The organism is Candidatus Rickettsia colombianensi (assembly GCF_003664375.1).
Classification (GTDB): Bacteria; Pseudomonadota; Alphaproteobacteria; order Rickettsiales; family Rickettsiaceae; genus Rickettsia; species Rickettsia tamurae.
In genome coordinates this window covers 70663-97216 of record NZ_RAQN01000007.1, presented here as the reverse complement: position 1 = coordinate 97216, position 26554 = coordinate 70663, and the positions used below count along the sequence as shown (strand labels likewise).

The window sequence follows — 26554 nt, the reverse complement described above, 5'->3', positions numbered from 1 at the left end:
ACACTACCCCGTCATTGCGAGCGGTCGAAGACCGCGTGGCAATCTTGTCAAATATCCTGAGATTGCTTCGTCAAAATTTTCAATTTTTCCTCGCAATGACGGAAAAATTATTTACAAGTTAATATGATCATAATACCGATATTAAGCATTTTTGGGTTTTCGTCTTTTTTTGCCAAATATTTTAAAACCAAATTGACTTTCGTTATTCCTGTAACAATCAGCATATTAGTACCGGTTTTATATTGTTTTGCTATGTTAAAGCTATTACCGGCTGCAACATATGTAAGTTATTTCATCGGTATATTTTTAGCTTTCATGTCATTCCTGCATTTCATAGGCGTTGTTGCAGGGGTTGGCTCCGTTCCTGTCATCCCGCAACTTGATCGCGGGATCCAATTAAAAATGTTTAGTATTTTTAAGTTATATTTTTGGATACTGTGGTCAAGCCACGGTATGACACCGCACGCATTTCTTGATCTACGCAATAATACCTCCTTCATGTCATTCCTGCGGAAGCAGGAATCTAGAAAAAATATAATTGCAATTATTGTATTTACTTTATTGATTCTTTTGTTTTTTCTTTATACCAGAAATGCATTGCTGCATGCTTATGATGATTTCTCACATTGGGGGATATTTACTAAAGAATTGCTATATTTCGGTGTTTTTGAGAATCAGTCTTCGTTAACCTCCATTATTACTACTCATGCCCATTATCCAAGAGGAGCTGCTGTTTATCATTATTTTATGCTGTTACTTTCAGGTTATTCGGACGGTAACGTATTATTTGCTCATTTCTTATTACATTTAGCATTTCTATCTCCTTTAGCCGCAAATAAGAAATTGTGGCAAACCGGTGTGTTGTTCACACTTTTACTTTGTAGTGTAGTATTATATACGACCGGAATTCGCTCAATATATAACGATAGTACTATTGGCTTAATGTTCGGAGCTATTTTTGCAATTTATATCCTTGAGGAAGACAAGAAAAAAGCATTATTGCTTATTTTACCTATTACGATATTACTTGCCTCTTTCCGAGAAATTGGAACATGGTTTGCTAGTTTTGCTTCAGTAATTCTTATAGCTCATTATACAATTTTTTATAAAAAACATAAAAAATCAAGTGATTACATTATATATCTAATTCTACTTACCTTACCGATTTTGTGTAATTTTATTTGGATGAGTTATTTTAAAAATACTCATGATTTTTTTGACAGAGGCGAACATAGTTTTAGCAATTTAGTATATATTGCTGAAAATTTTAATGAACAGCATAGATCATTATTACTAAATTACGGTAAATTTCTCTTGTTATTCTTAGTAAAAGAAGGAAGTTTAGTTGTATATACTATTTGTATAGCTGCATGGTACGGAATTCGTAAATATAAACCTGATTTGTTGAAAGAATATAAATTTTTTCTGATAAGTACGTTTGCGTGTTTTATAATTTTTGCTTTGTGGCGGTTATATTTATATTTCTTTAACTTTAGTTATGAGGAGGCAATTAGAGGAGCATCGTTACTTAGATATCTAGGATGCTATGTTATCGGTATCGGAATGATTGCAGCTGCATATATTAAAAATAGTGTTTTCTTAAATAAGCAAAGTAATAAAGAGTTATTTATATTTCTTTTCCTTCTTGCTGTTTCTACGTTTTCCGTAGTAAAAAATATATTAAGAATCAAGCACTTAAACTTAGAACAAAAGAATTTTATCCAGCAAACGACAGAGATTAAAAAGCTATTGGAGCAAGGAAATAAAATTGAATTTAACTTTAGCGGTAAGAAAGATAATTTACAATGTTATATATTAAATTATAATCTAGCACCGTATTTAGGGAAAAAATCTTTACGAGAATGTATAAAAGCTCCTAAAGAAGCGATTATAGAAACAGAGAAAGAAGCAGTATACGCTCCCTTTAAATAGCGTTGAGGATTTGTTGCACAGCTCCTATGTCATTCCAGCAACGGCGGAAATCTAAACTTTTTTGTTGTCATACCTTGGCTTGTCCACGGTATCCAAAAAAACAACTAGTATTAGTTGTTTTTGGATCCCGCAATCAAGTCACGGGATGACAGACAATAAAAAACCGGTCTACGCGAGCATAACATAAAACCAATATAGATTTTAACAATAATGGATATAAAATATAATTTAGCTGCCGCTTACCGAATAATGGCGTATTTATCGCTGGATGATCATACTTATACGCATCTATCCGCAAGACCTAAAAATGCCGATTTTTACTATATTTATCCTTTTGGACTAAGGTTTGAAGAAGTAACTACAGAGAATCTTTTAAAAGTTAGTTTAGACGGAAAAATTTTAGAAGAGGAAGAATATCAATATAATAAAACCGGTTACTTTATTCATGGTAGTATTTACAAAGCACGCTCTGATATTTCTGCCATTTTTCATTATCATACTCCCGCAGCTATTGCCGTTTCTACTTTAAAATGTGGGCTTTTACCGATCAGTCAATGGGCATTACATTTTTACGATAGAATATCATATCATGATTATAATTCTCTAGTGCTAGATGCTGACAAGCAAAGCACTAGACTTGTTAATGACCTTAAGCAAAATTACGTGATGTTACTTCGTAATCACGGTGCTATTACCTGCGGCAAAACTATCCATGAAGCTATGTTTTATACTTACCATTTAGAACAAGCTTGTAAAACGCAATGTTTGCTAAATTTCACAAAAGAACAAGAGCTTATAATCCCTTCCGTAGAAATATGTAAGCAGACGGTAAAAGACTTATTATCGTTTGAAAAAGATTTAGGCAAACGTGACTGGGAAGCTTGGCTACGACTTGTGAAAATGTGATTTTTGCTTCTCGTCTCCTTCTTGTAGTTTAGCCATACTCCCATATCAGAAAACTAAAAATATCAACCTATTAATTCTAAAGAATAAGGAGGATCTTCATGCCCTATTGTTACCATTCCGCTATGTTCATATACTTTTTGTACTAAGTAGTTATAGTGTCCACTATTTACAGGTAATGTATAAATCTGACCATGATACATGACTAAAGCAGGCCAAAGAGGGTTTTGAGAAACTACGGGAGGATTTGGTACAGTTAATTTACATATTTTACCTTCAAGATTATAATTAATTCCTAGATAAGCGTTATCTTTTGCCTCCATCTTATCGCCGTTAGGACCGCTAAGAACAAACTTAAAATCAAAAGACCAGCCAGGGATTATTTTATCAGGAAGAGAAAGAGATCTATATTCTATAATTGTTATTGGATAATGTTTATTTAATCTAAATTTTATATGTGTTTTTATTGTTTCTTCACGTATTTCACCGTAACATTTATTATATTCATTCCTGATTTCAGTAGTTTTATAAGGTTTATGATTATTTGAATAAGTTGTAGTAGTAGTTGTTACGGCAGTGGTAGCTCCACTAGTATTGACATTAGTACTAACGTTTTTATTGTTACCGGTGTCAATAAATTCATGAATTTTCTTGCCAAAATCAGATACTTTTTCAATAACGCTTTTTCCTATATACTTTATAGTTCCTCTATGTCCATAACACTCTATTTTATCTTGTAATGTTAAATGAATTTTAAAAATGTCAAGCAAATACGCTCTAAGAAATGGACGAAAAGTTTCTAAAACTGTATCCTTATATAATACAGTATCATTAGAAGTATTTGTTGCATTAGATTTACATATATTAGCAAATCGCTCGGCTTTATTTAAAAGATTTTGAGAATATTTTGGATTATTTTGTAAAAATTCAGCAAGGTCAAAAGTTTCATCATTTTGTCCTTCCATATATCACGTACATATTTCGCTACCTAAGTTTTTTCCTACAGCTATAAATAACTTTATTTTATCTATATTTAGTTTGTCACTAAAACCGTTATAACAAAGATATGCTAGAAGTGTTGCGTCGTCGGCAATTTCGAATACTAAAGCCTTTTGTAAATCTTTAATTGTCTGTAAATATAAATATATTACTGTTGATGTTACTCCTTCTTTAGATCTCATCCATTTTGCAAATGGTATATTTTCTAATGAATTATTGTATAAATTGCGAGGTGTTCTAAGTATTCCTTTTTCTTGTGATATATAGCATTCTTCCGGATATTGATTAGATATATTCGGTTGTTGTTGATACATAAAATATTTCCTCCATATTTATTAATAAAAAATAAATTTTAAGCATTAATTAATGCCTACAACCGCTACCGTGAATATGTGGAGGATGGAGTTTTATATGCTTTAGCATCTTTTTAAGTAGTGTATCACGCTTAAGTTTGATAAATAATCTAAGAAAGTTTTGCCGTTTAAATAATCTATTTCATGCTGAATTACAGTTGCTAAAAAGCCTTCTGCTGCTAATTCTTGCTTATTACCGTTATAATCAAGATACTTTACCTTGATTGCTTTTGATCGTGTAATAGATGCTTCAATGCCTGGAAACGATAAAGAACCCTCAATAAAAGTTTGTTTTTCTTCCGGAAAATAAGTTATTTCTGGATTAATAAAAACTATAGGCGATGATTTATTATTTTCATGTAGGTCAACTACCGCTACACGCTTTAATATTCCTACCATATTAGCACCCAAGCCCACTGCCCTTTCTATATGTAAAGTCTGAAGCATTTTATCAACAATAGTACGAATATTATCATCAACAATGTCTATATATTCTGCTATCGTTTGGTGCATAAACTATTTGATAGTAATGTTTCTCTTGATTCATTAATATACTCCGGATAAATGAAGAGTTATTTTTGCATTGCTAAATAAAGATAGATATCGTTATTGCGAACGAGCATTGTTGCGTGTATCAGTTTTTCCAGTGTCATCCCGCGACTTGATCGCGGGATCCAGTTTAAAATACTAAGATTATTAGTATTTTAAGTTATTTTTCTGGATCCTGTGGTCAAGCCACGGTATGACACTCAGTGCGTTTTGCGATCCATGCAACAACGCCTCCTTGCAATGACGTAGCTTTTTCAAACCATCAATATTTATTTAGCAATGCCATTATTTAATTACGATAGCTGATAATATATTCTGATTATAAGGTTCTTGCAAATGATATAAGCGTCTTTTACTTGGATATTTTAACGGATTTGTGTAAGTATCTTCAGCAATATTTTTTATATCTTTAACACCTGCTTCTTTAAGTTTTAACTCTACAAAAGCCGGTAAATCAAACATATAATGATTTTCTTTTATAGAGTTTATAAAAAACGGTTTATTGTTAATATCCTTACTTAAGAAAGCTTTATAATATTCATCATCAACTTCATATGAACTTTGAGCTATAGCAGGACCTATCACTGCTATTAAATTCTTTGCTCCTTTTTCTGTCATTTTAGTAACTATATTACTAATAATATTATTTATACTTCCTTTCCAACCTGCATGTGCTGCTCCGATGATTTTACCGTCGCCGCTTGCAAGTAATACCGGTACACAATCTGCCGATTGTACCGCTAATACTAAATTTTTCTTAGTTGTAATGCTTCCATCTGCCTCAGGTACGGCAATTATGAACTCATCAGCATTAACAATTTGATTGCCATGTACTTGGTTTAAAATTAAAATATCTTGTGCTTTAAAATAAGTAGTAATAGATTTTTTGTTTTCAACTATTTCTGTTTCATTTATAGAGTTATTTTTTTTTATATATCTATGACTAGAATTATTGAATGTTTTATCAAAAATTTTATAATAAACTGATCCGTTTATTAATCCTTCCATGAAAATACCCCATATTAATTATAATAGTTTTATTAATACTTTATCCGGTCGTTTACAAAAAAATAAACAGCTGGAAAAAATAATAGCACAATTTCATCAAGACTATAACCTAATCCCTATTATCGGCGTAGAAATAGAGTTTTATTTAAGCCACAATATTGATATAGCTAAATTTGAAATACTTTCAAGACAATACTTAGCTAGATTTAAAATTTCTAAAATAAAAAAAGAAAAAGGCAATAACCAATTTGAAATAGATCTTCCTCCTTCTGTAAACTTAATACAATATATAAAAAATATATTAGAGGTTAAAACTATTTTAAAAAAAATGGCACAGCAGTTAAACGGTTATATAGATTTTTCTCCTAAGCCGTTTTTGGATGATTATGGTAATAGTATGCATTTTCATATTAATTTTAATTCCGATTTCAATGATTATTATATAATTTTAGCAGCACAAGGGCTATGTCACTATATGTTAGACACCCTACTCGCTTTTATGCCGACTACTCTAGATTATTCACGGATAAATAAAAAATTTATGGCTCCTACACATATATCGTACGGTGGAAATAATAGAAGCGTAGCCGTAAGAATTCCAAATTCTTTTCCAAAACGTTTAGAACATCGCTTATCTTCCCCCGAAACCGATCCGTATATAGCAATTTTTACTATTTTAAAATCAATATTATTGGCTTTAAAATCTCCAAATTCGCTCCAAAAAATAGAAAAAATTTATGGGAACGCTTTCGATCCGCAATATAATTTAACTCCATTACCTACATCATCTCAGGATAGCTTTATGTTATTTAAACCGGAGTTTTTTAAATAATTTGTATTTTATTCACAAAACCTAAAAACTAAAAAATAATTGTTTTTTTTTACAACTAAAATAAAGATTTAAATATAAAACTGCCGAAATTGTTTCAATTAAGTATTTTATTTTTGTAAAATTAAATACTTATGAAGTGCTTTAAGCCGCACTTCACTCTATATTTTCATAATTTTTCATTAGATAATTAAATTCCGCACCATAGATAAATATCATATTTATAATATAGAAGAATATTAATGTAACTATTATACTACCAAGGGAACCATACATTAGATTTAATTGGTTATAGTAGACTATATAAGTTGAAAGCAAATAGCCGCTTATTATCCATAATATCACAGTTAATAAAGCCCCTGGAAATACATCAATAAAATTTAGTTTTACATTAGGTAATATATAATACAAAGACGAGGCACCTAAAAATAATAAAATTAAAATTAAAGAATATCTTATAAAATTTAGAATGATCTTATATTTTTCAATGGTCTCTAATATTATCGGAATTTTTGTAAATAATATTGGAATCACCACTAAAAGAAACATAGTAAAGGTAATCAAGGCACTAATTATAAGAAACTGTATAATACTAAGTAATCTTCTTCTTATATAAGGGGGGGGCGATTTTATTTGATATACACGATTTAAAATAGTCCTTAAACATTCTACAAAAGAAGAAGCAGTCCAAATACTGCCTACTATGGCAAGATTCATTAAACTTTGAGGAGGAGCACTTAGTAATTCTCGTATTCTCTTTTCTATTGATTCCGTTGCTTGCTCTGGAAGACTCTCTAGAAAAATTTGTATAAAATTTTGACCAAGTTCTGAAGCTCCTAAAAAGCTTGTTAAAGCTAATAAGAATACTAGGAAGGGGAAAATAGATAAAAGTATCATGAATGACATATATCCCGAATGTTCAACGCCATCATCTTCTATTGTTCTAAATAAGGCTACGTAAAGACAATTAAAAATTTTTCTCATTATAAAAGCTAAGTTGTTATTATTAATTTTATATTTAATCTTAAACTAAGTTCGCTGTAAATAATTAATTTATAATTAAAATGAAACTATACTTTATCCTTGATTTGAAATATTAATATAGAAATGAAATTTCTCCTTGTATTAATTTTATATTTTTCTATAATACACTAAAATTTTATTTTTTTATAAATTGTAATTTATGCTTCAGTAAATAAGTTTTTAAAACATACGATATTCATATTTTATCTTTAAAATAATTTTAAAGTTCTTATGATATTTTTATTTGATAAGAAATAATTTTGCACGATTCTTTAATAATTATTTACCAAATGATTACAAAAAACTTATAAAATATTATTTTATAGTTGCTTATAATATTAATTATGGCATTTCTACTTATAGTTGTATAAGTTTAATGGTATTAAATTATTAATGCCACATATTTTATAATAATATAGGATAATATCATTTTTGTTCAAAGAAAATTTTTAAATATAGATATAATTAGTAACCAAGGAGAAGATAATGGGTAGAAAAAACGATATTATACAAAAAATCGATAGTTTTATCGGCAAGAAAATTTATTCTTTAAGACTCGCTAAGGGGCTGTCTCGTCAACAACTTGCTGAAGTAATTGATGTTACTCATCAACAATTACAAAAATACGAAAAAGCAATTAATAGAATTTCTGTAGGAAGGCTAGTACTAATCGCAGAAGCTTTAGATAGGAATATTGATTATTTCTTTGAAGGTTTAGAAGAAGCTAATAAACCGCAGCCCGTACATACTCAACATCAACGTATGTGCATTGAAGTTTCAAGAAATTTTATGAAAATTAATAGCACGGAAGAACAACAAGCCGTTAATAATTTAGTAAAATGTTTAGCTGGAAAAGAAAAACTAAAAACTAATGCATAAAAGCAAGCTGCCATCCTGATATTGATACAAAAGTTACATATTTAATAAAGTAAACATATAAAAAACTTATTTTTTATATGTTTTACTAGATTCCCGCTTTTGCGGGAATGACATCGCTTGCCTTTATAATATACAGAATACAAATCTTGATCAGCGTTGTGGAGGAGAAGACTCTCTTTTAATAGGTATTGATTTATTTAAATTTTCCGACGGAATGCTATCTCTTGCATTCATTAATGCTCCAATAATTTTTATATTATCTTTGATATTAACTCTATCTCTTTCTACTACCATTTTAGCTTTTTCAATATCCGGCTCATCTTTACTTATAGGTTTTAATTCAGACTGTCCTGATACTCCCCTTACATCTTCCGTTTTAACACTACGGTTTTCAACTGCGTCTGCTCGTTTTTGTGCTTGTTCTTGTAATAACTTATCTATAGTTTGTAAACGTACCTCTTTAGATAAAGTTTTATCATCAATTAAATTAGCTTTAATGAAACTTTGCTGTTCTTCAGTAGAAGATTTAGTACCAAATTCCTTTACCAGCTCATCTACTTTTTTTGTTGATTTAGCTCTTTTTTCTTCGAGAGTTTTAAGATTACCATCTGGAGAAAGCATAGCACGAAAATTATTGACTTTCTCAACTGCAAGCTTAGAGATATCATTTAATATATTTGAAGTTTTTTTCACAACTTCTTCTTTTGAGACTTCACGTTTTTCAGGATGAGCATCTACAACAGGGGTAATAACATTTTTTAATGAATTAGCTACATCTTGGGCTTTGTTATATATATCATCGCGAGGCTTGAGTTCTTCTATATTCTGTCCTTTTAACCCTTCAGTTAAATTTTGAGTTTCTCTATCTAAAGCTGCCTCACTCGCTGCATCTTTAACTTTTTTAAGTGCTTCTTTCTCAGAGTCATTAATATTACTATTATCGATCCCGCTAGAAACTGCCTTAGTTATTTCAGGACCTCCTTTGCCTTCATAAATACCGTCTACTAATCCTTTAGTCATTAGCTCTCTATCAGGTAAATTAGTCTTACTTTCTGCAATACCTTTTTCCGCTGATGCCATAATAAGTGCTTTATCCGGTAAGGATAAAGAGGTATCACTCTGAGTAGCTATAGTCTCGCCTACCCCTTTAACAATCTCTGCTTTGTCTTTAGCTTCAAGCGAGCTTCCTGCAACTGTGTTAGTAATTCCTTCAATTATTTCACTTTTTACCTCTACTTTAGCCGGACTATCTAAAACATTAGATGTAATGGCTTGTATGTTTGTTGTTTTTAATTCAGTATTACTTAGAGGATCAAATAAAATATCATTTACTTTTTTTATTGTATCTTTTTTAGTTTGTTCCGCCGTAATCTTATCTAAATTCTGTTGCATCAATTGTTGTTGTTCCAAGCTGAGAACTTGGGCTTCTACACCTTTCTTTAATACAGAACCTAATAATTTTTGTTTTTCCGCATTGCTTAATTCAGAGGCATTAACCTTATCACCTACTGCTATAAGCATTGTCCCTTTATCTTCAGTAGAAAGGTTACTTTTTATTACAGCATCCGTAATACCGTCAATTGCCGCAGCTCTACTTGCATCATCTTTAAGACTTAAACCGACATCTACTGCCTTTTCTAACATCTGCTGTTTTTGCTTCGGTTCAAGATTCTCTGAATTTAAAGCGATAGCTACTGTAGCTTCAAGCATTTTTGATTTTTCTAGGTCTGGGGTATTCTGATCATTTTTTATGGTTTCTAATACCGCATTTACTCCAGCTACTTTTGCGTCCGGTGTGAGGTCGTTATTATTGACTGTATTTTCAGTTAAAGCAATGATATTAGCCTGCTTTTCAGCAATATCACTTTTCTCATTATTAAGAATTGCCGTGGCTGCTTCTTTAATTAAATCAATTTGTTTATTGCCGTCAGTTTCTTTTGTTAAACCTGCATTTACATAATTTAATAAATCTTGCATGCTGCCTGATAAAGCTGTAGCTGCATTAAGGAGGTTTGGATTCACTTGTTGCGACTGTGACATCTGTGTAGTTTGAGTAGGCGTAGGCGTTTCAATAGATGACTGTAATCCTTGATTTGGATTTATTGTAGGTTCGTTTGTTTCTAGTGCCTTACTTTGTCCTTGTCCTATTATAAGATCTTCGGCTTGTGATAAGTCAACGCTCTGCCCTTGGTTTAGTTCTACCTCTTTCATCATTTCTTTATATTTACCGCGTGTTACCGCAAGTGTATAAATTTCTCCACCATGCTCTATATAAGCTATTGCGTCATCTCCGGTTCCAGCAAATTTTAAAGGTTTCGGTGAGCTTATTTCTTTAAGTTGAGGTTTACCGTTTGGTCCTTCTTCGTAGTGGGCAGTGAAATATACGGCTTTATCTTTGGAGGGCTTTGTGCCATCAGCTTTTAATGCTACCATCGATAAATGCATTGACCCATCGGCTTTATCAAGTTTTATAGGAAAATCTATTTCTCTATATGAGCTGATCTGAACCTGAGTACCGTCTTGTTTAGCTACAGTAAAAGGCTTAGTTTTAACAGTCGTTTCATTTAAGGTACAGAGTTCATCACCTGCATCATTTTTAACTACTGTTGCTCTAAGATCGCTTGCACTTACTTGATTTTTCCACTGTACCGGCTTAAATCCACCAGGGTATCCACTAGCGACACTAAATGTATTATGAACATTTTTATAGCCGGCTATTTCTATTGATTCTAATTTCTTTTTAAGCTCAGGATTTTCTAAAGCCTTATCAATAAATTTTCTATTATCCGGATTACCGAAAAAAGCATTTAATGTTTTATCTTTTTCTTCTTCTATTTCTTTTCTTTTTTGTTCAGCTAAATCACGGTCTGCAAGGGCTGCCAGGTCTTTTAATATTTGTTCTATTAAATTATCTTTTTGCGGTTGTATAATTGTTTCTCTTACAGCCTTGGTTATTGGGTCTGATGTCTGACCGTCAGGAGAGATATTGTCCAACAAAGCACTAATTGAAGGGGTAGATTGAGCAGAAGATGCAGAAGTAACGATAAAACCATCGTCAGCTGCATCTAGTGTAGGTTGAGCGGGAGCAGCTTGTTCTTGTTTTTTTTCATCTATATCGGATTCATATCCAGTATTATCTTTACTCATAAAACCTCTAATTTAACCAAAAATTAATTAGCACAGATTTTCCGCTGTCACCCCGTGACTTGACCACGGGGTCCATCTTAAAATACTGGAATTATTAGTATTTTAAACTGTTTTCTGGATCCCGTGGTCAATCCACGGGATGACACCAAAAACCTACCCATGCAAGTACTACATCTTTTTCACAGTTTGTGTTATACTGTCAAAGATATTATATAGAGATTTTAGTAATATCAAGAAAAAACTGATATTATTATTGAGAAAATTTAATAGAATTTTCATATTCTTTATTGAGTTCTTTAGTTGCCCAAAGCCAAGTTAAGCAAGTAATTATAAATATAATCATTAAACAGATGGAAATAGATTGATAACTAGCGGAAGGTAATATTATAAATACCAATGATTGTAAAAATGCACTACCGGATTTACCGAGTTTTGTACCTATCACGTCGGCAGCAGCTTTGCCTTTTATTTTTATTTCCGGATCTAAAGGAACATAGGCCATTTCTTTTGTTGAATCAAATAAGGTATATTTGCTTGATTTACTAAGCACATTTTGAATAGCACCTATTGTTATAGCAATTAAAGCAGGATCGGTTAGGATAAAATTTGCTATTATTAAGCCGGCAAATCCTTCAAAATTATTAACGGCAAAAAATAATATACCGGTAATAAAAACTATTAAAGGTGTGATAACAACTGCCGTAAACCAGCCAAGTCTTCTAACTATATTTGAACCAAGTACGACAAATAAAATAGTAAATACTCCGGTATAGCTCAAATAACTTCCTATAAAAGCTGCATATTCGGTTGGAGTTTTATAAATTTTAGTAGCTGCTGCTTTCCAAGGACCTTCTACTAAATTAATGGCAATGCCATAGCAGATAAGCAAAGTTGCAATTAATCTAATATGTCTTGACGATAGAATCATTTGAAAACTTTCTGCAATAGTCATAGATTTTTTCTTTGCTTTAAACCTGAGTAACGCCATATGCTCTTTGTCTAGTACTTTATGATTAAGCAGCCAAAAAGTTTTAATAGCTATTATACCTAAAATTAATACTATAGTTAGTATAATTTGTATAGAAAGTGTATGAAAAGATGATTGCAATGCAAATTTATTAGTTACGTAATCATTAACATTACTTAGATTTTCTAAAAACTGCCCTGCTAAATAAATACCTGTTTGACTAAGTAAACCGAATAACGGATAAAATCTTTTAGATTCTTCCACTGTAGTAATATTATTAACAAACTGCCAAAAAAGTAATGCAAAAACTACGTTTGGCCATAATTCAGCTATTATATAAAATAGTGAAAAACTCCATTTTGATAAAAGCAGTATAAACCATTTTAAATTAGGTAAACTTGCCGTTAAATTTTGAACGTTTACAGGGCTTAAATGCAGCATTTCATGATTTGGAAAAATAACGTAGGCAAATAAAGCAAAGAATGTTAAAAAAATTGATATAATAAGATAAAATATATTTTCTGCTTTCATCCTATTAACAAGCTTTACATAGATAGCAGTCATTAAGAAAGCTGACGGCATCACTCCCCAAAACTTCAAAAACGAGATAGTCTCGGCGCCTATCATAGTAGTAACAATACTATCTTTTAAAGCTCTGATTAGATTTTGGATAAATAAAATACAGAACATTAATAAGGTGATGAATAAAAATTTAGAAACTTCGTGGCGTTTTATAGGCCAGATATAATCGGTAAGTTTAGAAAGACAGGTATTGATTTTAGAGGAAGAATTTTCTATATTATTGGGGTTAATCGTCATTATTTGGTCTAACCTATCATGTAATTGGAGCTTTGTTGTATGAACTGTATGTCATTCCCGCGAAAGCGGGAATTCAGTACTTTAAAGCTTTTTTGAAAAGCTTTATTTATCTCACTTTACCCTAGATCCCCACCTACGCGGGAATGACATCTAGAGCTTTTCCTGATCTATACAACAATACTTGTAATTGGCTAGAGTTATATATTAAAGATTTTCTAAATTTAAGTCAAGTTAAAATCAAATTAAAATGAGTAATTATTGGTTTAATATTTATAAGCCAAGAGGCATAAGTTCTGCTAAACTTGTTAGTATAGTAAAAAAAATACTCGGTAAAGTTAAGATAGGGCATGCAGGTACTCTAGACGTAGAAGCGGAAGGAGTATTACCACTTGCCGTAGGTGAAGCTACAAAACTAATACAGCTACTAATTGATGCTAGAAAAGCCTATATTTTTACCGTAAAATTTGGAACACAAACAGATAGCGGCGATTATGCCGGTAAAGTAATAGCAACGAAAGATTGTATCCCTTCTCAAGAAGAGGCTTATGCCGTATGTTCTAAATTTATCGGTAACGTAACACAAATACCGCCGGCTTTTTCAGCTCTTAAAGTTAACGGCATAAGAGCTTATAAATTGGTGAGAGAGGGGAAAGAAGTAGAATTAAAGCCACGAAATATAACTATTTATGATCTAAAATGTTTAAATTTTGATGAGAAAAATGCTACCGCTATATACTATACGGAATGCTCAAAAGGTACTTATATAAGGACTTTAGCAGAAGATTTGGCATTGTCCTTGCAAAGTTTAGGATTTGTGATAGAATTACGCCGTACTCAGGTTGGAATATTTAAAGAAGAAAATGCTATCCGAATTAAATCGCCTGACGAAATTACCAAAAATTCCCTAGAGGAAAAAAGCATAAAGATAGAAGCAATACTGGACGACATCCTGGTTCTTGATGCAACTGACAGCCAAGCACAGCAAATTAAATACGGACAGAAATGTTTATTTAATTATGAAAAAGACGTTAATCTTTTATGGGTTCGCTATAAAGGTGTTTTGCTTGCAATAGGTAGCTTAAACAAGAGTTGCTTTAATTCTTTACGAGTATTTAATTTAACACAAGACTTCTTTTAAAACTAGAAGTCTATATATTTAAGGAGAAATTATCGATGTCGATTACTACAGAACGTAAACAACAGTTAATTAAAGAATATGCTATAACGGAAAATGATACAGGTTCAAGTGCGGTGCAATGTGCTATCTTAACTGCAAGAATCAATAATTTAACCGAGCATTTTAAATCTAACCATAAAGATCATACTTCAAGACGCGGATTATTAATTTTAGTCGGACGTCGCCGCAGATTACTTAACTATATTAAAAAGAATAATGTTAGTGAATATTTAGATTTAATAAGTAAGCTAGGAATTAGAAAGATTAAGTAGTACAAATATCATACCGCAACTTGACCTAGTGTCATACCGTGGTCAAGCCACGGTATGACAACCTTGAATAAAATATAAATTATGAAATGAGATAAATAGATGTTTAACGAAATAACTAAGAGTGTTACATGGAACGGGAAAGTTCTTGAGCTTAGTACAGGTAAAATAGCAAGGCAAGCTGACGGAGCAGTTACGGTAAAAATGGGTAATTCTGTTTTATTATGTACAGCAGTAGTAGCTAAAAAAGCAAAAGAAGGTATCGGCTTTTTTCCTTTAACGATTAATTATAGAGAAATGGCGTATGCTGCCGGTAAAATCCCCGGAGGATTTTTTAAACGTGAAGGAAAAGCATCAGATAGAGAAGTTTTAGTATCTCGTTTAATAGATAGACCGATTAGACCGTTATTTCATCCGGCTTTTGTGAATGAAACGCATGTAACTTGCAGTGTTCTTTCATATGATCCTGAAACTCCGGTAGATATACTTGCAATTATCGGCGCATCGGCTGCACTTAGCCTATCCCCTGCTCCTTATCTAGAAATAGTTGCTGCAAGTAAAGTCGGTTTAATCAACGGTGAATTTGTTTTAAATCCGGCACTTGGATTATTAAAAACAAGTCAACTTGATTTAGTAGTTGCAGGAACATCAGATTCAGTAATGATGGTTGAATCGGAAGCTCATTTACTCTCTGAAAAACAAATGTTAGAAGCCGTAAAATTTGGATTTGAAAACTTCCAGCCGGTAATAAAGATAATTAAAGAACTAGCAGAAGAAGCTAAAAAACCAAAGCTTGAAATGCAAGATTTATATCCCGCCTCATTAAAGAAAGACATTGAAAAGTTATTTGTAAAAGAAATTGAACAAGCTTTTGCGATTAAATCTAAACAAGAACGTAGCACTAATTTAGATTTAATACCTGAAAAAGTTCTTACACATTTTGTAAGCGACATAGAAAATAAAAAATATAGTAATTATCAAATCGAATCGGCTTTAAAATCTATTGAATCAGATATATTACGTAACGAGATTTTAGAAAAAAATAGACGTATCGATGGAAGAAGTACCACGGATATAAGACAAATTGCTTGTGAAATAGGTTTACTACCTTCCGCACACGGTTCAGCTTTATTTACTAGAGGCGAAACACAAAGCTTAGTTAGCACTACATTCGGTACTAGTTTAGATGAGCAGATGGTTGACAGTTTAGAGGGTGAGTATAAAGAGCGTTTTATGCTTAATTATATCTTTCCGCCCTACTCTGTAAATGAAGCAATGCCGATGAAAGCACTTAGTCGTCGTGAAGTCGGACACGGTAAACTCGCATGGCGTGCTATTAATCCAATATTACCTAATAAACAATTTCCTTATTCTATTAGAGTAGTTGCCGAAACTACGGAGTCTAACGGTTCTTCTTCAATGGCAACTGTTTGCGGTAGTTCTCTTGCTTTAATGTATGCCGGCGTACCGATAAAAGCACCGGTTGCGGGTATTGCTATGGGACTTATTAAGGAAGGCAAAAAATTTGCCGTATTATCGGATATTCTCGGTGATGAAGATTATTTCGGTGATATGGACTTTAAGGTTGCAGGAACTAGTGAAGGGATTACTGCATTACAAATGGATATCAAAATATCCGGAGTAGATTTTAAAATAATGAAAGTAGCTTTAGAGCAAGCACGACTCGGTCGTTTGCATATACTGGAGCAAATGAATAAAGTTATCAATAAACCAAATAGCGAACTAAGTAAAAATGCTCCTTCTACTACTACTATAAAAATAGATAAGGATAAAATTAGAGATATTATAGGACCGGGCGGTAAAGTAATAAAGGAAATTTGTGAAACTAGCGGTGCTAAAATAGATATAAGCGATGACGGCAGCGTTTCTGTTTATGCTTCAGATAGAGATAAGCTAAAAGTTGCCTTAGATAAAATTAAAGCTATTGCCGTTGAACCTGAAATCGGTGAAATATTTAACGGTACGGTAATGAAAGTCTTAGATTCTGGTGCTTTTATTAATTATTTAGGTAATAAAGACGGCTTTGTTCATATTAGTGAAATTTCAGAAGAAAGAATAGAAACGGTTAGTAGTGTTTTAAAACAAGGCGATATAGTAAAAGTTAAGCTAATAGGTTTTGATAATAAAGGCAAAGCAAAATTAACTATTAAAAATACCGATAAGGATAAATCTTCAAATAATCCAAAACCAAAAAATAATGTTAAGGAAAATTCAGGACCTGAGCAGCGACGTGATTCTAGTAAAAAACGAACTTGGAATGAAGATAATAATACTGAAACGTCTGAAGTAATTACAGAACGTAAGTATTTTAATTGATCTTGTCATACCGTGGACAAGCCACGGTATGACAATGAGTAAATAAATGACCAACACAAATAATTACCGCATCATCGCAAAGAGGGTTATTTCTAGTGAAGCAAGTGCTTTAGAAAAATTATCCGAAAATATCCCTGAAGATTTTAACAGAATTATAGAATTTTTACTATCTTTCAAAGGACGGGTAATTTTAACGGGTATAGGTAAAAGCGGTTATATTGCAAAAAAAATAGCAGCTAGCTTTTCCTCAACCGGTATGCCTGCTTTTTATTTACATCCGGCAGAAGCAAGTCACGGCGATTTAGGTATGGTGACGAGAAATGATCTAGTAATTATGCTATCTAATTCCGGTGAAACTAAAGAGCTATTTAATATAATTGAATATTGCAAGAACTCTTCCATAAAAATTGCTGCAATGACAATGAATAAAAATTCCACTTTAGCTAAAAGAAGCGATTTTTTATTAATAGTACCTGAATGCCCGGAAGCTTCTGTAATTGGAGCTCCTACTATATCATCTTTAATAATGTTATCACTCGGTGATGCTTTAATGACTGTTATACATGAAAAACGAGGCTTTACTAAAGATGATTTTAAAATTTATCATCCGGGAGGTACAATCGGTGCTAATTTAACAAAAGTTAAAAACCTAATGTGTAGCGGTGATGAAATACCTTTAGTATATGAAGATACTTCCTTTGCCGAAACTATAATTGTTATGAATAAAAAACGTTTAGGTTGTACACTTGTAACAGATAAAAACCAAAATTTGGTGGGAATTATAACCGATGGGGATTTACGTCGTCATATTAACGATCAAATCCACTTAAAAACAGCATCAAGCATTATGACCAAAAACCCTATTCATATCTCATCGGAAATATTTGCAAAAGAGGCTTTAAATTTAATGAAAGCCAAGAATATCACTAATATACCGATTGTTGATGATAATGTTATTATAGGCATTATCCATATTCATGATTTACTACGCATAGGAGTTAGCTAAAATCTATGCCCTCTTCTTATAAACGGCGAAAAAAAATTTGGAAATCTGTATATCTTTTAATAATAGTTGGCATTTTGTATATAGGATATATATTAATTAAAAGTGGTTATATTAATGAAGAAAACGATATTAACGTTACAAAAAAAAGTTTACAAAATACTAAAAATTTTGACTTAAAATATAATATTATATTGAAAAATTCAATTTTTGAGGGAGTAAATAAAAATTTAAATGCGTATAAGATTAAAACTGAGCGAGCTATAAAAGAGTCAGATAACAAATATAAATTAGATATAATAAATGCTATTTATAACGTAAATCAAGACCAAACTCTTATTATCAATGCAAAAGAAGGCTTTTTAGATGAAGAATCAAACATATTAGATTTAAAAAACGATGTAAAACTTTTTTTTGATGAGATCATATTTAACACTAACAATGCAAGGATTGATTTAGTAAATAAGAATATAACCGGTCATTCCCCTGCTAAGTTACTTTACAAAAACTCTTCAATTACTTCAGATAGTTTTAATACGAAGGATGAAAATAATATTATAATTTTTAAAAGCAATGTCTCTACAATCATCGATTTATCGGATTAGACATCTTTCTAGACCAGCTTATAGAGAGGAATTTAAAGGAGACACGGAACGCAGCACCGCAGCGTATATAGACATATGTGAGGATGCGAGTACCGGTTCAACGTCTAAATTACCTCTAGAAACGAAGTTTAGAAAGATGTCTATTATTAAACTTGTTTTACTTCTTATAATTAGTACCGTAATATATGCTAATGATAAAAATATTTCAAATTTACATATAACATCTGATACTTTAATTATTGATAGAACCAAACAAAAGGCAGAATATCTTGGAAATGTTGTTGTTTACTTCGATAATGCGATACTTAGAACGAAAGAATTATATATTTTTTATAAAACAATAGATGAAAAGCAAACTATTGATCATATAGTTGTCCCTACTAAATTGACTGTAGAAAGAAAAATAAATAATGAATTATTACTTGCAGATAGTGCTAAATATTTTTTCGATAATAAACAACTTATTCTACTTGGTAATGTAATATTACAGCGTGACGATAATGTTTTAAAAACTAATAAACTAATCTACTATGTAGATATTATTAAGAAATAGAGCTATTTATCGTTGGTACGTCATTGTGAGCGACTGCAAGGAGTGTTGCAATCCAGAAAATAATTAAAAAAAATGCTAAAGATTAGCATTTTTAAACTGGATTGCTTCGTCAGTTACTTACGTAATTTTCTTGCAATGACGTTGAAAATTAATCACAAATAAAAAAGATGGACAGTTTACAAGTTAAAAATATATCAAAATCCTACAAAAAAAGGAATATATTAACGGATATATCTCTGAATATAAAACAAGGAGAGATAGTTGGTTTATTCGGTCCGAACGGAGCCGGTAAAACAACTTGCTTTAACATTATTATCGGTTTAATGAAACCGGACTCGGGGCAATTACTTTTAAATGATATAAATATTACCAACTTGCCTATTTATTTACGAGCAAGGCTTAGAATCGGTTATCTTCTTCAAGAACCTTCGATATTTCGGGGATTATCAGTTGAGGATAATATTAAAGCTGTAGTTGAGATATCTGAAAATGATAAAGAAGTAATTGAACAAAAAACCCATAATTTGCTAGAGAAATTTTCGATAGTTCATTTAAAAGATTTATCCGCTGCTAGCTTATCAGGCGGTGAAAGGCGTAGGCTTGAGATTGCACGTTCACTTGCAATAGAGCCTAAATTTATCATGCTTGATGAACCGCTTGCCGGTATTGACCCGCTTGCTATTTCCGATATCAAAAATCTAATTACTTATTTACGTGAATTTAATATAGGCATATTAATTACCGACCATAACGTACGTGATACTCTAGATATAGTCGACCGTGCTTATGTTATTTTTGAAGGTAAAGTATTATTAGAAGGAAGTGCTAAGGAAATAGCAAGTAGCAAGAAAGTTCAGGAAGTGTATTTGGGAGAAAGCTTTAGCTTCTAGATTCCGATGTCATCCCTGGCTAAAAGCGGGAATCCAGTCCTTTTCGATGTCATGCCGTGGCTTGACCACGGGATCCAGTAGAATTGACTACTATAAATTGTTTTTATGGCGTGATCAAGCCACGGCATGACATCGAATACGTTTTCCGAACCATGTAATAACTTCAAAACAGTTTTTTATGCAAATTAACAAAGAAATTTTTAGGGCTTATGACATACGAGGTAATAGCCTTAAGGATTTAACGGAAGAAGTAGCTTATAAAATCGGCTTTTGTTTCGCCGAGATGACTATAATGAAAGATAACGATAAAATCTGTATAGGTTTAGACGGTCGGCTTAGCTCCCCTACCCTTTGTAAAGCTTTAGAACTAGGATTAACTGATGCAGGAGCTAAAATCATAAATATTGGCGTAGTTCCAACGCCGGTTTTATATTTTGCCGATAAACACTTTATGCCTGCCGGTAGTATTATGGTCACGGGATCACATAACCCTCGTGACGATAACGGTTTTAAAATGTTGCAAAACGGCAAATCTTTTTTCGGTCCTCAAATCCAGGATTTACTAGCAAAGATTAATGTCATACCGTGGCTTGACCACGGTATCCATAGTGATATTAACTGGATCCCGCGGTCAAGCCGCGGGATGACAATAACTCCTTACGACATCCAATCTAAATACCTAAAACGTATTTTAGATGGAATAAATATTAATCCAAAATTAAAAGTAGCTTGGGATTGCGGTAACGGAGCAACCGGCAATATTATTGAAGAACTAAAAAAACATTTAGCTAACAAGAATATAATCATAAATAGTAAGATTGACGGGAATTTTTCAAGCCATCACCCCGACCCTACTAACCCTGCTAATTTACAAGAGCTAATTAAATTAGTTAAAAAACAAAATTGTGACCTTGGTATAGCTTTTGACGGTGACGGTGATAGAATCGGTATTATCAGCTCAAGCGGGAAGATATTATTCGGTGATCAAATTTTATGTATATTTGCTGAGGATATTTTAAAGGAAAACCCAAATGCCAATATAATAGTCGATATAAAAGCCAGCCGGTTCATCGTTGATAAAATAAAATTATTCGGCGGAAATCCTATAATATGGCGAACAGGTCATCCTTTTATTAAAAGCAAAATGCTTGAGACAAAGGCTTTACTCGCCGGTGAAATGAGCGGGCATATATTCTTTGCCGATAAATATTTTGGCTTTGATGATGCAATTTATGCAGTTCTTAGATTTTTAGATTTACTTAGCAAATCGGATAAAACTCTAGATGAGATAATAGACGAGTTACCCAAAAGCTATAGTACACCGGAAATTAAAATATTTGTTTCTTCAGAGTTAAAACTAAAAATTATAGAAGAAATAAAACAAAAGTTACTTGATGATAAAATAGAATTTAACGATATTGACGGTGTACGGGTAAATACTGAGCATGGTTGGTGGCTCTTGCGTAGCTCTAATACCGAATCTATTATAGTTGCAAGGGCTGAATCAGCTAATAAGGATGGTTTAGAAAAAATAATAACTATAATTAATAAATATCTTGAAAAATACGGGCTATTATTATTAAATTAATTATTAAAAAATTATTGTTTTATATATTTTTCTTACATTAAATTAATATAAAGGAAAAATAATATGTTTAAAATTTCATATACAACAGACCTAATCGATACATCATCTGTTGATACTAAATTAGTTACAATAACGGCAACAGGTGCAAATACATTAAATATTAACATTACCAACAAGGCACCATTGGTAATAAAAAATAAAGACCTTGAGCCTACTAATGATCCTCTTATTTTTAAACTTAACAGTGATGTAGCAGCATCTAACGGTCTAAATAGTTTAGTTCTTGACTACAATGACACAGGCTTAGTCCAACTTTAGTTATGACAACAAATTTGGTACAATAACATTTAGTGGACCGGCAGATAGTAATGCTAATACTAAGACTTTAGGAAATACTATTAATACTGATGAAATCGTTTAAGGGTATTAATGTCATTCCTAGCTAAAAGCGGGAATCCAGTACTTTTTGTTGTCATACCGTGGCTTGACCACGGTATCTAGAAAAAATTAAAAAAGACTGGATACCGTGGTCAAGCCACGGTATGACACCGAATACATGAAATAGTTTAAACAAGTGACAAAGAAAGAAATATACTCAAATGATTTGGAGAATTGGAATGTAAAACGAGGAGCGAGCACGCACAGCCTATACTTAATAGGTGAGCATGCGAGTCCTCTGAAGTTTTGCAGAAACAATTCTTCAAATCATTTGAGTATAATTATATTATGCGGGCCGACTGCTAGCGGGAAGTCTTATTTAGGGCATGAATTGGCTAAAGCTTATAACGGCGAAATCATTAATATCGACTCAATGCAGGTTTATAAGGAAATTCCTATTATTACCGCCTCCCCTCCGAAAAGCTATAAAACTGAAGTTACTTACCATTTATATAATGTTCTATCAATTACAGAAGATTTCTCGGTAATAAAATATCTAAAATTTGCAACAGAAAAAATAAAAGAAATAACCGGCAGGGGTAAACTACCCATATTAATAGGAGGAACGGGCTTATATATCAATTCTCTAGTTTTTGGCTATAATAATATTCCTGATATAATGGAGGATTTACGCAAAGAAGTTAGAGAATTGCATAGTAAAATAGGCAATATAGAATTATGGAATAAATTAGGGAAGCTTGACCCGCTTGCTGCTTCTAAAATAAACCAAAATGATACTCAACGTTTAATTAGAGCTTATGAAGTATTCATGCAAACCGGTAAATCTATTTTTTCCTTTCAAACCTTGCCAAAAGAACATATCTTATCTGATTTTAATTTCAAAATTATCTTCTTAAATCCTGAGCGAAAATTTTTGTATAAAACATGTGATGAGCGTCTAGATAAGATATTTAAAGAAGGGACAATTGACGAAATTGCTTTAATAAAAAGACAATTCACCCCACAACATTATTCGAATTTAAAAGCAGTAGGGATAAAAGAAATTTTAGCTTATTTAAACGGCAATCTCACTTTAGATGAGGCTTTAAATGCAGCTCAAATACGAACCCGTCAGTATGCTAAAAGACAAGTTACTTGGTTTAAAAATCAGATACAAGATAAAACCACATTAGAATATTCTAACCAAGAAGAGTTTGAAAAAATATTAAGAAATTTTACGTACTATAGCTAGGGTTAAATAAAAATGGTATGCTATTAATTTGTCATCCCGTGGCTTGACCATGGGATCCAAAACTTTTTAAGGTTTTCTGGATACCGGGAACAAGTCCCGGTATGACAGTTTTTATATCTTTTTTATCTCGCTTTAGCCATATATTAATGCGTTATCTATGTATTTCTTCTTTCTTTTTATTATTAGAAATAGAAGTAATGGAAAGTGCATTTGTCTTAGATCCTACAATATTAATCTTACTATTTAAATTTGAGACGATACTTTGTGCTTCTTTTAAAATATTTAATTTATTAATATTTTCAAACTCATTTTTAAAGTTATCTTTTAACTGTTCATTGAAGATTTCTTTTGGTAAATAAATTCCACCGGTAATAGTGCCTGCCCAAGTATATTTAGATTTAGAATTTAAAGTATAGGCAATATTACTTGCTAACTTTTCTAGATTTTTCGGCTCTAAAAAATTATTTATATTATCGGGATTCTCTTTAGAATATTCAGAAACGATAGGTTTTAGCATCTGATTAATCATGTAAAAATCTTCACCTCTATTATCACCTTTATCAAAAAGTTTTTGTGATATTTTCTCGCTTAAAATATTTGCTAATAAATTATTCTTAATATCTTGTTTATTTGCAATATTTTCATATAAAGGGTTTAATATTTGTAATGGAGAATTTACATGATTTGTAATATGTTTATATTGATTTGTTTTAGGAGTAGCTAGGTTAGTAACCATATTCATAGGTAGTGAATTTAGTTTTTCTATAATATAGTCTTTAATCGTTTGATTTTCTTCATATAATATTTTTACCTGTTGAACAAATTCTTTTTTACTAAGTAAATTTCTTTTTCCTTCAGCTTGTATTTGTAAAAATACTTTATCAATTGCCTTATCAATTAATTTTGCTTGTTGTTCTTTAATTAGTTTAGGTACTAAAGGAGGGATAGCCTTATCAAGATTGTAAGTATCAGTAAGTAGCATTAAATTATCAGGTAATTTAGCACCTGTTAAATTAGTATTTTTAAAATTACAATCTTTTAAAGAAGTTACTTTAGTTAAATCTGCATTTTTTAATGATACGCCTGAGAAGTCGATATTAGATAAATTACCTACTAATATAGCTCCCTTTAAGCTGAATTTTCCATTTTGTATTTTATTTAAATTATTTCTAAGAGTAATTTTATCTATAGTTTTATCTATAGTTTTATCTTTAAAATCTTGTGATGGACTCAATACGTCTTTTACTTTTTCAGTAGCATAGCTAAAACCTGCTTTTATAATATTCGGAAATTGCCCTTCAAAATAATTTGTTTTTCGAGCTAGATGATATATAGCTATAACAACCTCAGGATAATTACTTTTTTCAACCTCTTCTATAACTTTAACTAATTCATCAGGATGGTTTAACATTGATGGAAGTACATTATATAATTCTTTCTTATCAAGGTTATTTATACCTGGTATGTCCACTAAAGTTTTATCTAAAATACTTGCAAATATTTCTCTATTATTATTTAAATATTTTTTAATTTCAGGATTCTCTTTAGTTAAAACTATTAATTCTTTTGCCATTCCTCTATAATCGCCTTTAATAAAATCTCGAAAAACCTTGTTTAATGATTCAGGTTTATCAAGTAATATAGGCATTATGCTAGTTAGCTTTGTAACATCACTCGCTTCTAGACCATAATTTATAAGTTGTTGTTTTATAGTTTGGCTATTTTTTTCATCTTGTTCTAAAACTCCTGTAATTAAATTATCAAATAGACCTTCTTTACTTTGGTCTACTAATATATCTTTTAATTTAAATGAAGGATCATTAAGGGCAGAGATTATATTACCGGTTAAACTCATATAATCGCCTTTATTTAAGTCTGCAATAATCTCATGAGCAATTTCCGACTTTGACATAACTTCGCCTACTATACTAAGCATTTGTTTATCAAAATTATATTCTTTTGTTATGCTTTGTACGCTAGGAGTATTTTCAATAATACCTAAAGCAATATTTGGTAAGATTGTTTTATTATTAGCAAAAAAACTTTTTAATTTATCATCACCCGCTACCATTTCTAAGGATTTCTCAAGAGATATCATTACACCTTGATTTGGAACATTAAGAGTATCAAAAATTTCTTTTGTCTCAGGAATTTTATTTAATAAAGTAGGAATAATATCTAAAATTTTAAGATCGATTTTGTAACTTTCAAAATGTTCTTTTAAGAAAGGTTTAGCTTGTTCTTTTGCTTCTGCTAAGAAATTTTCAATAATTATTTGTTTTTCAGGAGATAGTTTGTTAAATCTTTTTAGAGAATGAGTATTATTTATATTTTTAGCTAGTTCTTGCTTAAAATCAGGATGTTCATTAAATATTTTTATAACTAATGAATATAAATTTTTCTTTTCAGGTTTTTGTAATATATCATCAAAAGTTTTTATATAATCACTTGGAAGTATTTCAGTTGCTCCGGTACGTATATAATTCGTAATATCTTCGCTCTTTTCCTTAAAGAATTTTTTGAAGTTTTTATCGATAACCAGCATATCAAAACTTCTAGAAGTCACTTTATTCCAGTCCGGTAGCTCTTGCTTTACTTCAACTGCAATTTCTTGAAGTTTTTTAAGTACTTTTTCATTTTTAACACATTCTTTTAGTATTTCGAGTCCCTTTTGATCTAAAGCACTCTTATCTTGAAATTCTCTAAAGCCCGCATTTGCTAAGATTTGACCTATTTTAGGCAAATCATCTGAATGTTTTTTTAAAAATTCCCATATTGGAGATTTTTCAAGAAGTGATTTTTGAAATTCCAGATCAAGATATATCTTAGAAGAGTTAGCAAGCTTAACAAGATTATAAGTATTTACAGGATTAGTTAAAACAAATCTTGCTCCGAGTAACATCGTTCTTAAGCTTATACTTTTTGAAGACGATAAGTCCTTAATTGCACTCTTTAGTACTTTATTAGCTTTAGAAGAAGATAAAACTTTTTCTACAACTTTTTGATAGTTTTTATTTTTTATAACAGCCATAAAATTACTCGAAATTTTTAACAATAAAGATTAGGTGTTTTTAATTTTTTTTATTCTTGTTAT

Annotated in this window: 21 protein-coding genes and 4 pseudogenes; 16 read left to right on the top strand and 9 right to left on the bottom strand. The window is 31.2% G+C overall.

Features of this window, described 5'->3' with window-relative positions; translation table 11 throughout:
* The first annotated feature begins 123 nt into the window (after positions 1 to 123).
* Together D6968_RS05100 and D6968_RS02060 are read left to right on the top strand one after the other, a co-directional pair.
* A complete protein-coding gene (locus D6968_RS05100) occupies positions 124 to 1932 on the top strand; it encodes a hypothetical protein (protein WP_245969069.1) in 1809 nt (602 codons plus the stop codon).
* Between the two features lie 210 nt (positions 1933 to 2142).
* The gene (locus D6968_RS02060) at positions 2143 to 2838 is read left to right on the top strand and encodes a class II aldolase/adducin family protein (RefSeq protein ID WP_121543068.1); all 696 of its coding nucleotides are present in this window, start codon (positions 2143 to 2145) and stop codon (positions 2836 to 2838) included.
* A 62-nt stretch (positions 2839 to 2900) separates the two neighbouring features.
* Here D6968_RS02060 and D6968_RS02055 read toward each other — a convergent pair whose 3' ends face one another.
* The 3 genes and pseudogenes from D6968_RS02055 to def form a co-directional block, all read right to left on the bottom strand.
* Positions 2901 to 3800, bottom strand: a complete 900-nt coding sequence (locus D6968_RS02055) for a Sca4 family protein (protein WP_121543066.1) — start codon at positions 3798 to 3800, stop codon at positions 2901 to 2903.
* Between the two features lie 3 nt (positions 3801 to 3803).
* Entirely contained in the window at positions 3804 to 4148 is a 345-nt protein-coding gene (locus D6968_RS02050) for a hypothetical protein (protein WP_121543064.1), read from the bottom strand.
* Positions 4149 to 4197: 49 nt separating this feature from the next.
* Positions 4198 to 4734: pseudogene (def, locus tag D6968_RS02045) on the bottom strand (peptide deformylase).
* A gap of 53 nt (positions 4735 to 4787) precedes the next feature.
* Here def and D6968_RS06615 point away from each other — a divergent pair.
* A pseudogene (locus D6968_RS06615) lies at positions 4788 to 4971 on the top strand (hypothetical protein); the annotation flags it as partial.
* A 50-nt stretch (positions 4972 to 5021) separates the two neighbouring features.
* On the opposite strand, the gene pgeF reads toward D6968_RS06615, so the two are convergent.
* Positions 5022 to 5744 (bottom strand): peptidoglycan editing factor PgeF, encoded by a 723-nt coding sequence (gene pgeF / locus D6968_RS02035; protein ID WP_121543062.1) that lies wholly within the window; start codon positions 5742 to 5744, stop codon positions 5022 to 5024.
* On the opposite strand from pgeF, the gene D6968_RS02030 reads away from it, so the two are divergent.
* The gene (locus D6968_RS02030) at positions 5743 to 6576 is read left to right on the top strand and encodes a type I glutamate--ammonia ligase (RefSeq protein ID WP_121543060.1); all 834 of its coding nucleotides are present in this window, start codon (positions 5743 to 5745) and stop codon (positions 6574 to 6576) included. The genes pgeF and D6968_RS02030 overlap by 2 nt on opposite strands.
* A gap of 153 nt (positions 6577 to 6729) precedes the next feature.
* Here the strand turns inward: D6968_RS02030 and D6968_RS02025 are convergent, their stop codons facing one another.
* The gene (locus tag D6968_RS02025; RefSeq protein WP_014014351.1) at positions 6730 to 7557 is read right to left on the bottom strand and encodes a YihY/virulence factor BrkB family protein; all 828 of its coding nucleotides are present in this window, start codon (positions 7555 to 7557) and stop codon (positions 6730 to 6732) included.
* 525 nt (positions 7558 to 8082) lie between these two features.
* Between D6968_RS02025 and D6968_RS02020 the strand changes: the two genes are divergently transcribed.
* Positions 8083 to 8475, top strand: coding sequence for a helix-turn-helix domain-containing protein (locus D6968_RS02020; protein WP_011271056.1), 393 nt, complete (start codon positions 8083 to 8085; stop codon positions 8473 to 8475).
* A gap of 150 nt (positions 8476 to 8625) precedes the next feature.
* Here the strand turns inward: D6968_RS02020 and D6968_RS02015 are convergent, their stop codons facing one another.
* Both D6968_RS02015 and tlc4 read right to left on the bottom strand, forming a co-directional pair.
* Positions 8626 to 11622 (bottom strand): Sca4 family spreading effector, encoded by a 2997-nt coding sequence (locus D6968_RS02015; RefSeq protein ID WP_121543058.1) that lies wholly within the window; start codon positions 11620 to 11622, stop codon positions 8626 to 8628.
* A gap of 250 nt (positions 11623 to 11872) precedes the next feature.
* On the bottom strand, positions 11873 to 13408 hold the full coding sequence (gene tlc4 / locus D6968_RS02005; protein ID WP_121543054.1) for an NTP/NDP exchange transporter Tlc4: 1536 nt from the start codon (positions 13406 to 13408) through the stop codon (positions 11873 to 11875).
* A gap of 247 nt (positions 13409 to 13655) precedes the next feature.
* Between tlc4 and truB the strand changes: the two genes are divergently transcribed.
* The 7 genes from truB (at position 13656) to lptB (ending at position 20242) form a co-directional block, all read left to right on the top strand.
* The gene (gene truB / locus D6968_RS02000) at positions 13656 to 14546 is read left to right on the top strand and encodes a tRNA pseudouridine(55) synthase TruB (RefSeq protein ID WP_121543052.1); all 891 of its coding nucleotides are present in this window, start codon (positions 13656 to 13658) and stop codon (positions 14544 to 14546) included.
* Between the two features lie 35 nt (positions 14547 to 14581).
* Positions 14582 to 14857, top strand: a complete 276-nt coding sequence (gene rpsO / locus D6968_RS01995) for a 30S ribosomal protein S15 (protein ID WP_121543050.1) — start codon at positions 14582 to 14584, stop codon at positions 14855 to 14857.
* 99 nt (positions 14858 to 14956) lie between these two features.
* Positions 14957 to 17191: a polyribonucleotide nucleotidyltransferase gene (pnp, locus tag D6968_RS01990; RefSeq protein WP_121543048.1), complete on the top strand. Its 2235-nt coding sequence runs from the start codon at positions 14957 to 14959 to the stop codon at positions 17189 to 17191.
* Positions 17192 to 17237: 46 nt separating this feature from the next.
* Complete coding sequence (locus D6968_RS01985) at positions 17238 to 18197, top strand: KpsF/GutQ family sugar-phosphate isomerase (RefSeq protein ID WP_121543046.1); 960 nt, start codon at positions 17238 to 17240, stop codon at positions 18195 to 18197.
* A 5-nt stretch (positions 18198 to 18202) separates the two neighbouring features.
* Positions 18203 to 18799, top strand: a complete 597-nt coding sequence (lptC, locus tag D6968_RS01980) for an LPS export ABC transporter periplasmic protein LptC (RefSeq protein WP_121543044.1) — start codon at positions 18203 to 18205, stop codon at positions 18797 to 18799.
* A 136-nt stretch (positions 18800 to 18935) separates the two neighbouring features.
* The gene (locus D6968_RS01975) at positions 18936 to 19352 is read left to right on the top strand and encodes an LptA/OstA family protein (protein WP_410519440.1); all 417 of its coding nucleotides are present in this window, start codon (positions 18936 to 18938) and stop codon (positions 19350 to 19352) included.
* Positions 19353 to 19519: 167 nt separating this feature from the next.
* Positions 19520 to 20242, top strand: a complete 723-nt coding sequence (gene lptB / locus D6968_RS01970; protein WP_121543040.1) for an LPS export ABC transporter ATP-binding protein — start codon at positions 19520 to 19522, stop codon at positions 20240 to 20242.
* Here lptB and D6968_RS05095 read toward each other — a convergent pair.
* Positions 20239 to 20409 (bottom strand): hypothetical protein, encoded by a 171-nt coding sequence (locus tag D6968_RS05095; RefSeq protein WP_177717168.1) that lies wholly within the window; start codon positions 20407 to 20409, stop codon positions 20239 to 20241. The genes lptB and D6968_RS05095 overlap by 4 nt on opposite strands.
* Before the next feature lie 11 nt (positions 20410 to 20420).
* Between D6968_RS05095 and D6968_RS06610 the strand changes: the two are divergent.
* The 4 genes and pseudogenes from D6968_RS06610 to miaA all read left to right on the top strand — a co-directional run.
* Positions 20421 to 20816 (top strand): annotated as a pseudogene (locus tag D6968_RS06610) (phosphomannomutase/phosphoglucomutase); the annotation flags it as partial.
* An 87-nt stretch (positions 20817 to 20903) separates the two neighbouring features.
* Positions 20904 to 21830 (top strand): annotated as a pseudogene (locus D6968_RS01965) (phosphomannomutase/phosphoglucomutase); the annotation flags it as partial.
* 63 nt (positions 21831 to 21893) lie between these two features.
* Positions 21894 to 22148 carry a hypothetical protein gene (locus D6968_RS01960; RefSeq protein WP_245969067.1) on the top strand — a complete coding sequence of 85 codons (255 nt, stop codon included), beginning with the start codon at positions 21894 to 21896 and terminating at the stop codon, positions 22146 to 22148.
* Positions 22149 to 22404: 256 nt separating this feature from the next.
* The gene (gene miaA / locus D6968_RS01950; protein WP_121543036.1) at positions 22405 to 23460 is read left to right on the top strand and encodes a tRNA (adenosine(37)-N6)-dimethylallyltransferase MiaA; all 1056 of its coding nucleotides are present in this window, start codon (positions 22405 to 22407) and stop codon (positions 23458 to 23460) included.
* A gap of 151 nt (positions 23461 to 23611) precedes the next feature.
* Here miaA and D6968_RS01945 read toward each other — a convergent pair whose 3' ends face one another.
* Entirely contained in the window at positions 23612 to 26491 is a 2880-nt protein-coding gene (locus D6968_RS01945) for a pentapeptide repeat-containing protein (protein ID WP_121543034.1), read from the bottom strand.
* Positions 26492 to 26554 lie beyond the last annotated feature (63 nt).

Excerpts from the sequence above, each read along its gene's own strand:
- D6968_RS05100 (WP_245969069.1), top strand. The coding sequence starts at position 124 with ATGATCATAATACCGATATTAAGCATTTTTGGGTTTTCGTCTTTTTTT.
- D6968_RS02060 (WP_121543068.1), top strand. The coding sequence starts at position 2,143 with ATGGATATAAAATATAATTTAGCTGCCGCTTACCGAATAATGGCGTAT.
- D6968_RS02055 (WP_121543066.1), bottom strand. The coding sequence starts at position 3,800 with ATGGAAGGACAAAATGATGAAACTTTTGACCTTGCTGAATTTTTACAA.
- D6968_RS02050 (WP_121543064.1), bottom strand. The coding sequence starts at position 4,148 with ATGTATCAACAACAACCGAATATATCTAATCAATATCCGGAAGAATGC.
- D6968_RS02030 (WP_121543060.1), top strand. The coding sequence starts at position 5,743 with ATGAAAATACCCCATATTAATTATAATAGTTTTATTAATACTTTATCC.
- pgeF (WP_121543062.1), bottom strand. The coding sequence starts at position 5,744 with ATGGAAGGATTAATAAACGGATCAGTTTATTATAAAATTTTTGATAAA.
- D6968_RS02025 (WP_014014351.1), bottom strand. The coding sequence starts at position 7,557 with ATGAGAAAAATTTTTAATTGTCTTTACGTAGCCTTATTTAGAACAATA.
- D6968_RS02020 (WP_011271056.1), top strand. The coding sequence starts at position 8,083 with ATGGGTAGAAAAAACGATATTATACAAAAAATCGATAGTTTTATCGGC.
- D6968_RS02015 (WP_121543058.1), bottom strand. The coding sequence starts at position 11,622 with ATGAGTAAAGATAATACTGGATATGAATCCGATATAGATGAAAAAAAA.
- tlc4 (WP_121543054.1), bottom strand. The coding sequence starts at position 13,408 with ATGACGATTAACCCCAATAATATAGAAAATTCTTCCTCTAAAATCAAT.
- truB (WP_121543052.1), top strand. The coding sequence starts at position 13,656 with ATGAGTAATTATTGGTTTAATATTTATAAGCCAAGAGGCATAAGTTCT.
- rpsO (WP_121543050.1), top strand. The coding sequence starts at position 14,582 with ATGTCGATTACTACAGAACGTAAACAACAGTTAATTAAAGAATATGCT.
- pnp (WP_121543048.1), top strand. The coding sequence starts at position 14,957 with ATGTTTAACGAAATAACTAAGAGTGTTACATGGAACGGGAAAGTTCTT.
- D6968_RS01985 (WP_121543046.1), top strand. The coding sequence starts at position 17,238 with ATGACCAACACAAATAATTACCGCATCATCGCAAAGAGGGTTATTTCT.
- lptC (WP_121543044.1), top strand. The coding sequence starts at position 18,203 with ATGCCCTCTTCTTATAAACGGCGAAAAAAAATTTGGAAATCTGTATAT.
- D6968_RS01975 (WP_410519440.1), top strand. The coding sequence starts at position 18,936 with ATGTCTATTATTAAACTTGTTTTACTTCTTATAATTAGTACCGTAATA.
- lptB (WP_121543040.1), top strand. The coding sequence starts at position 19,520 with ATGGACAGTTTACAAGTTAAAAATATATCAAAATCCTACAAAAAAAGG.
- D6968_RS01960 (WP_245969067.1), top strand. The coding sequence starts at position 21,894 with ATGTTTAAAATTTCATATACAACAGACCTAATCGATACATCATCTGTT.
- D6968_RS01945 (WP_121543034.1), bottom strand. The coding sequence starts at position 26,491 with ATGGCTGTTATAAAAAATAAAAACTATCAAAAAGTTGTAGAAAAAGTT.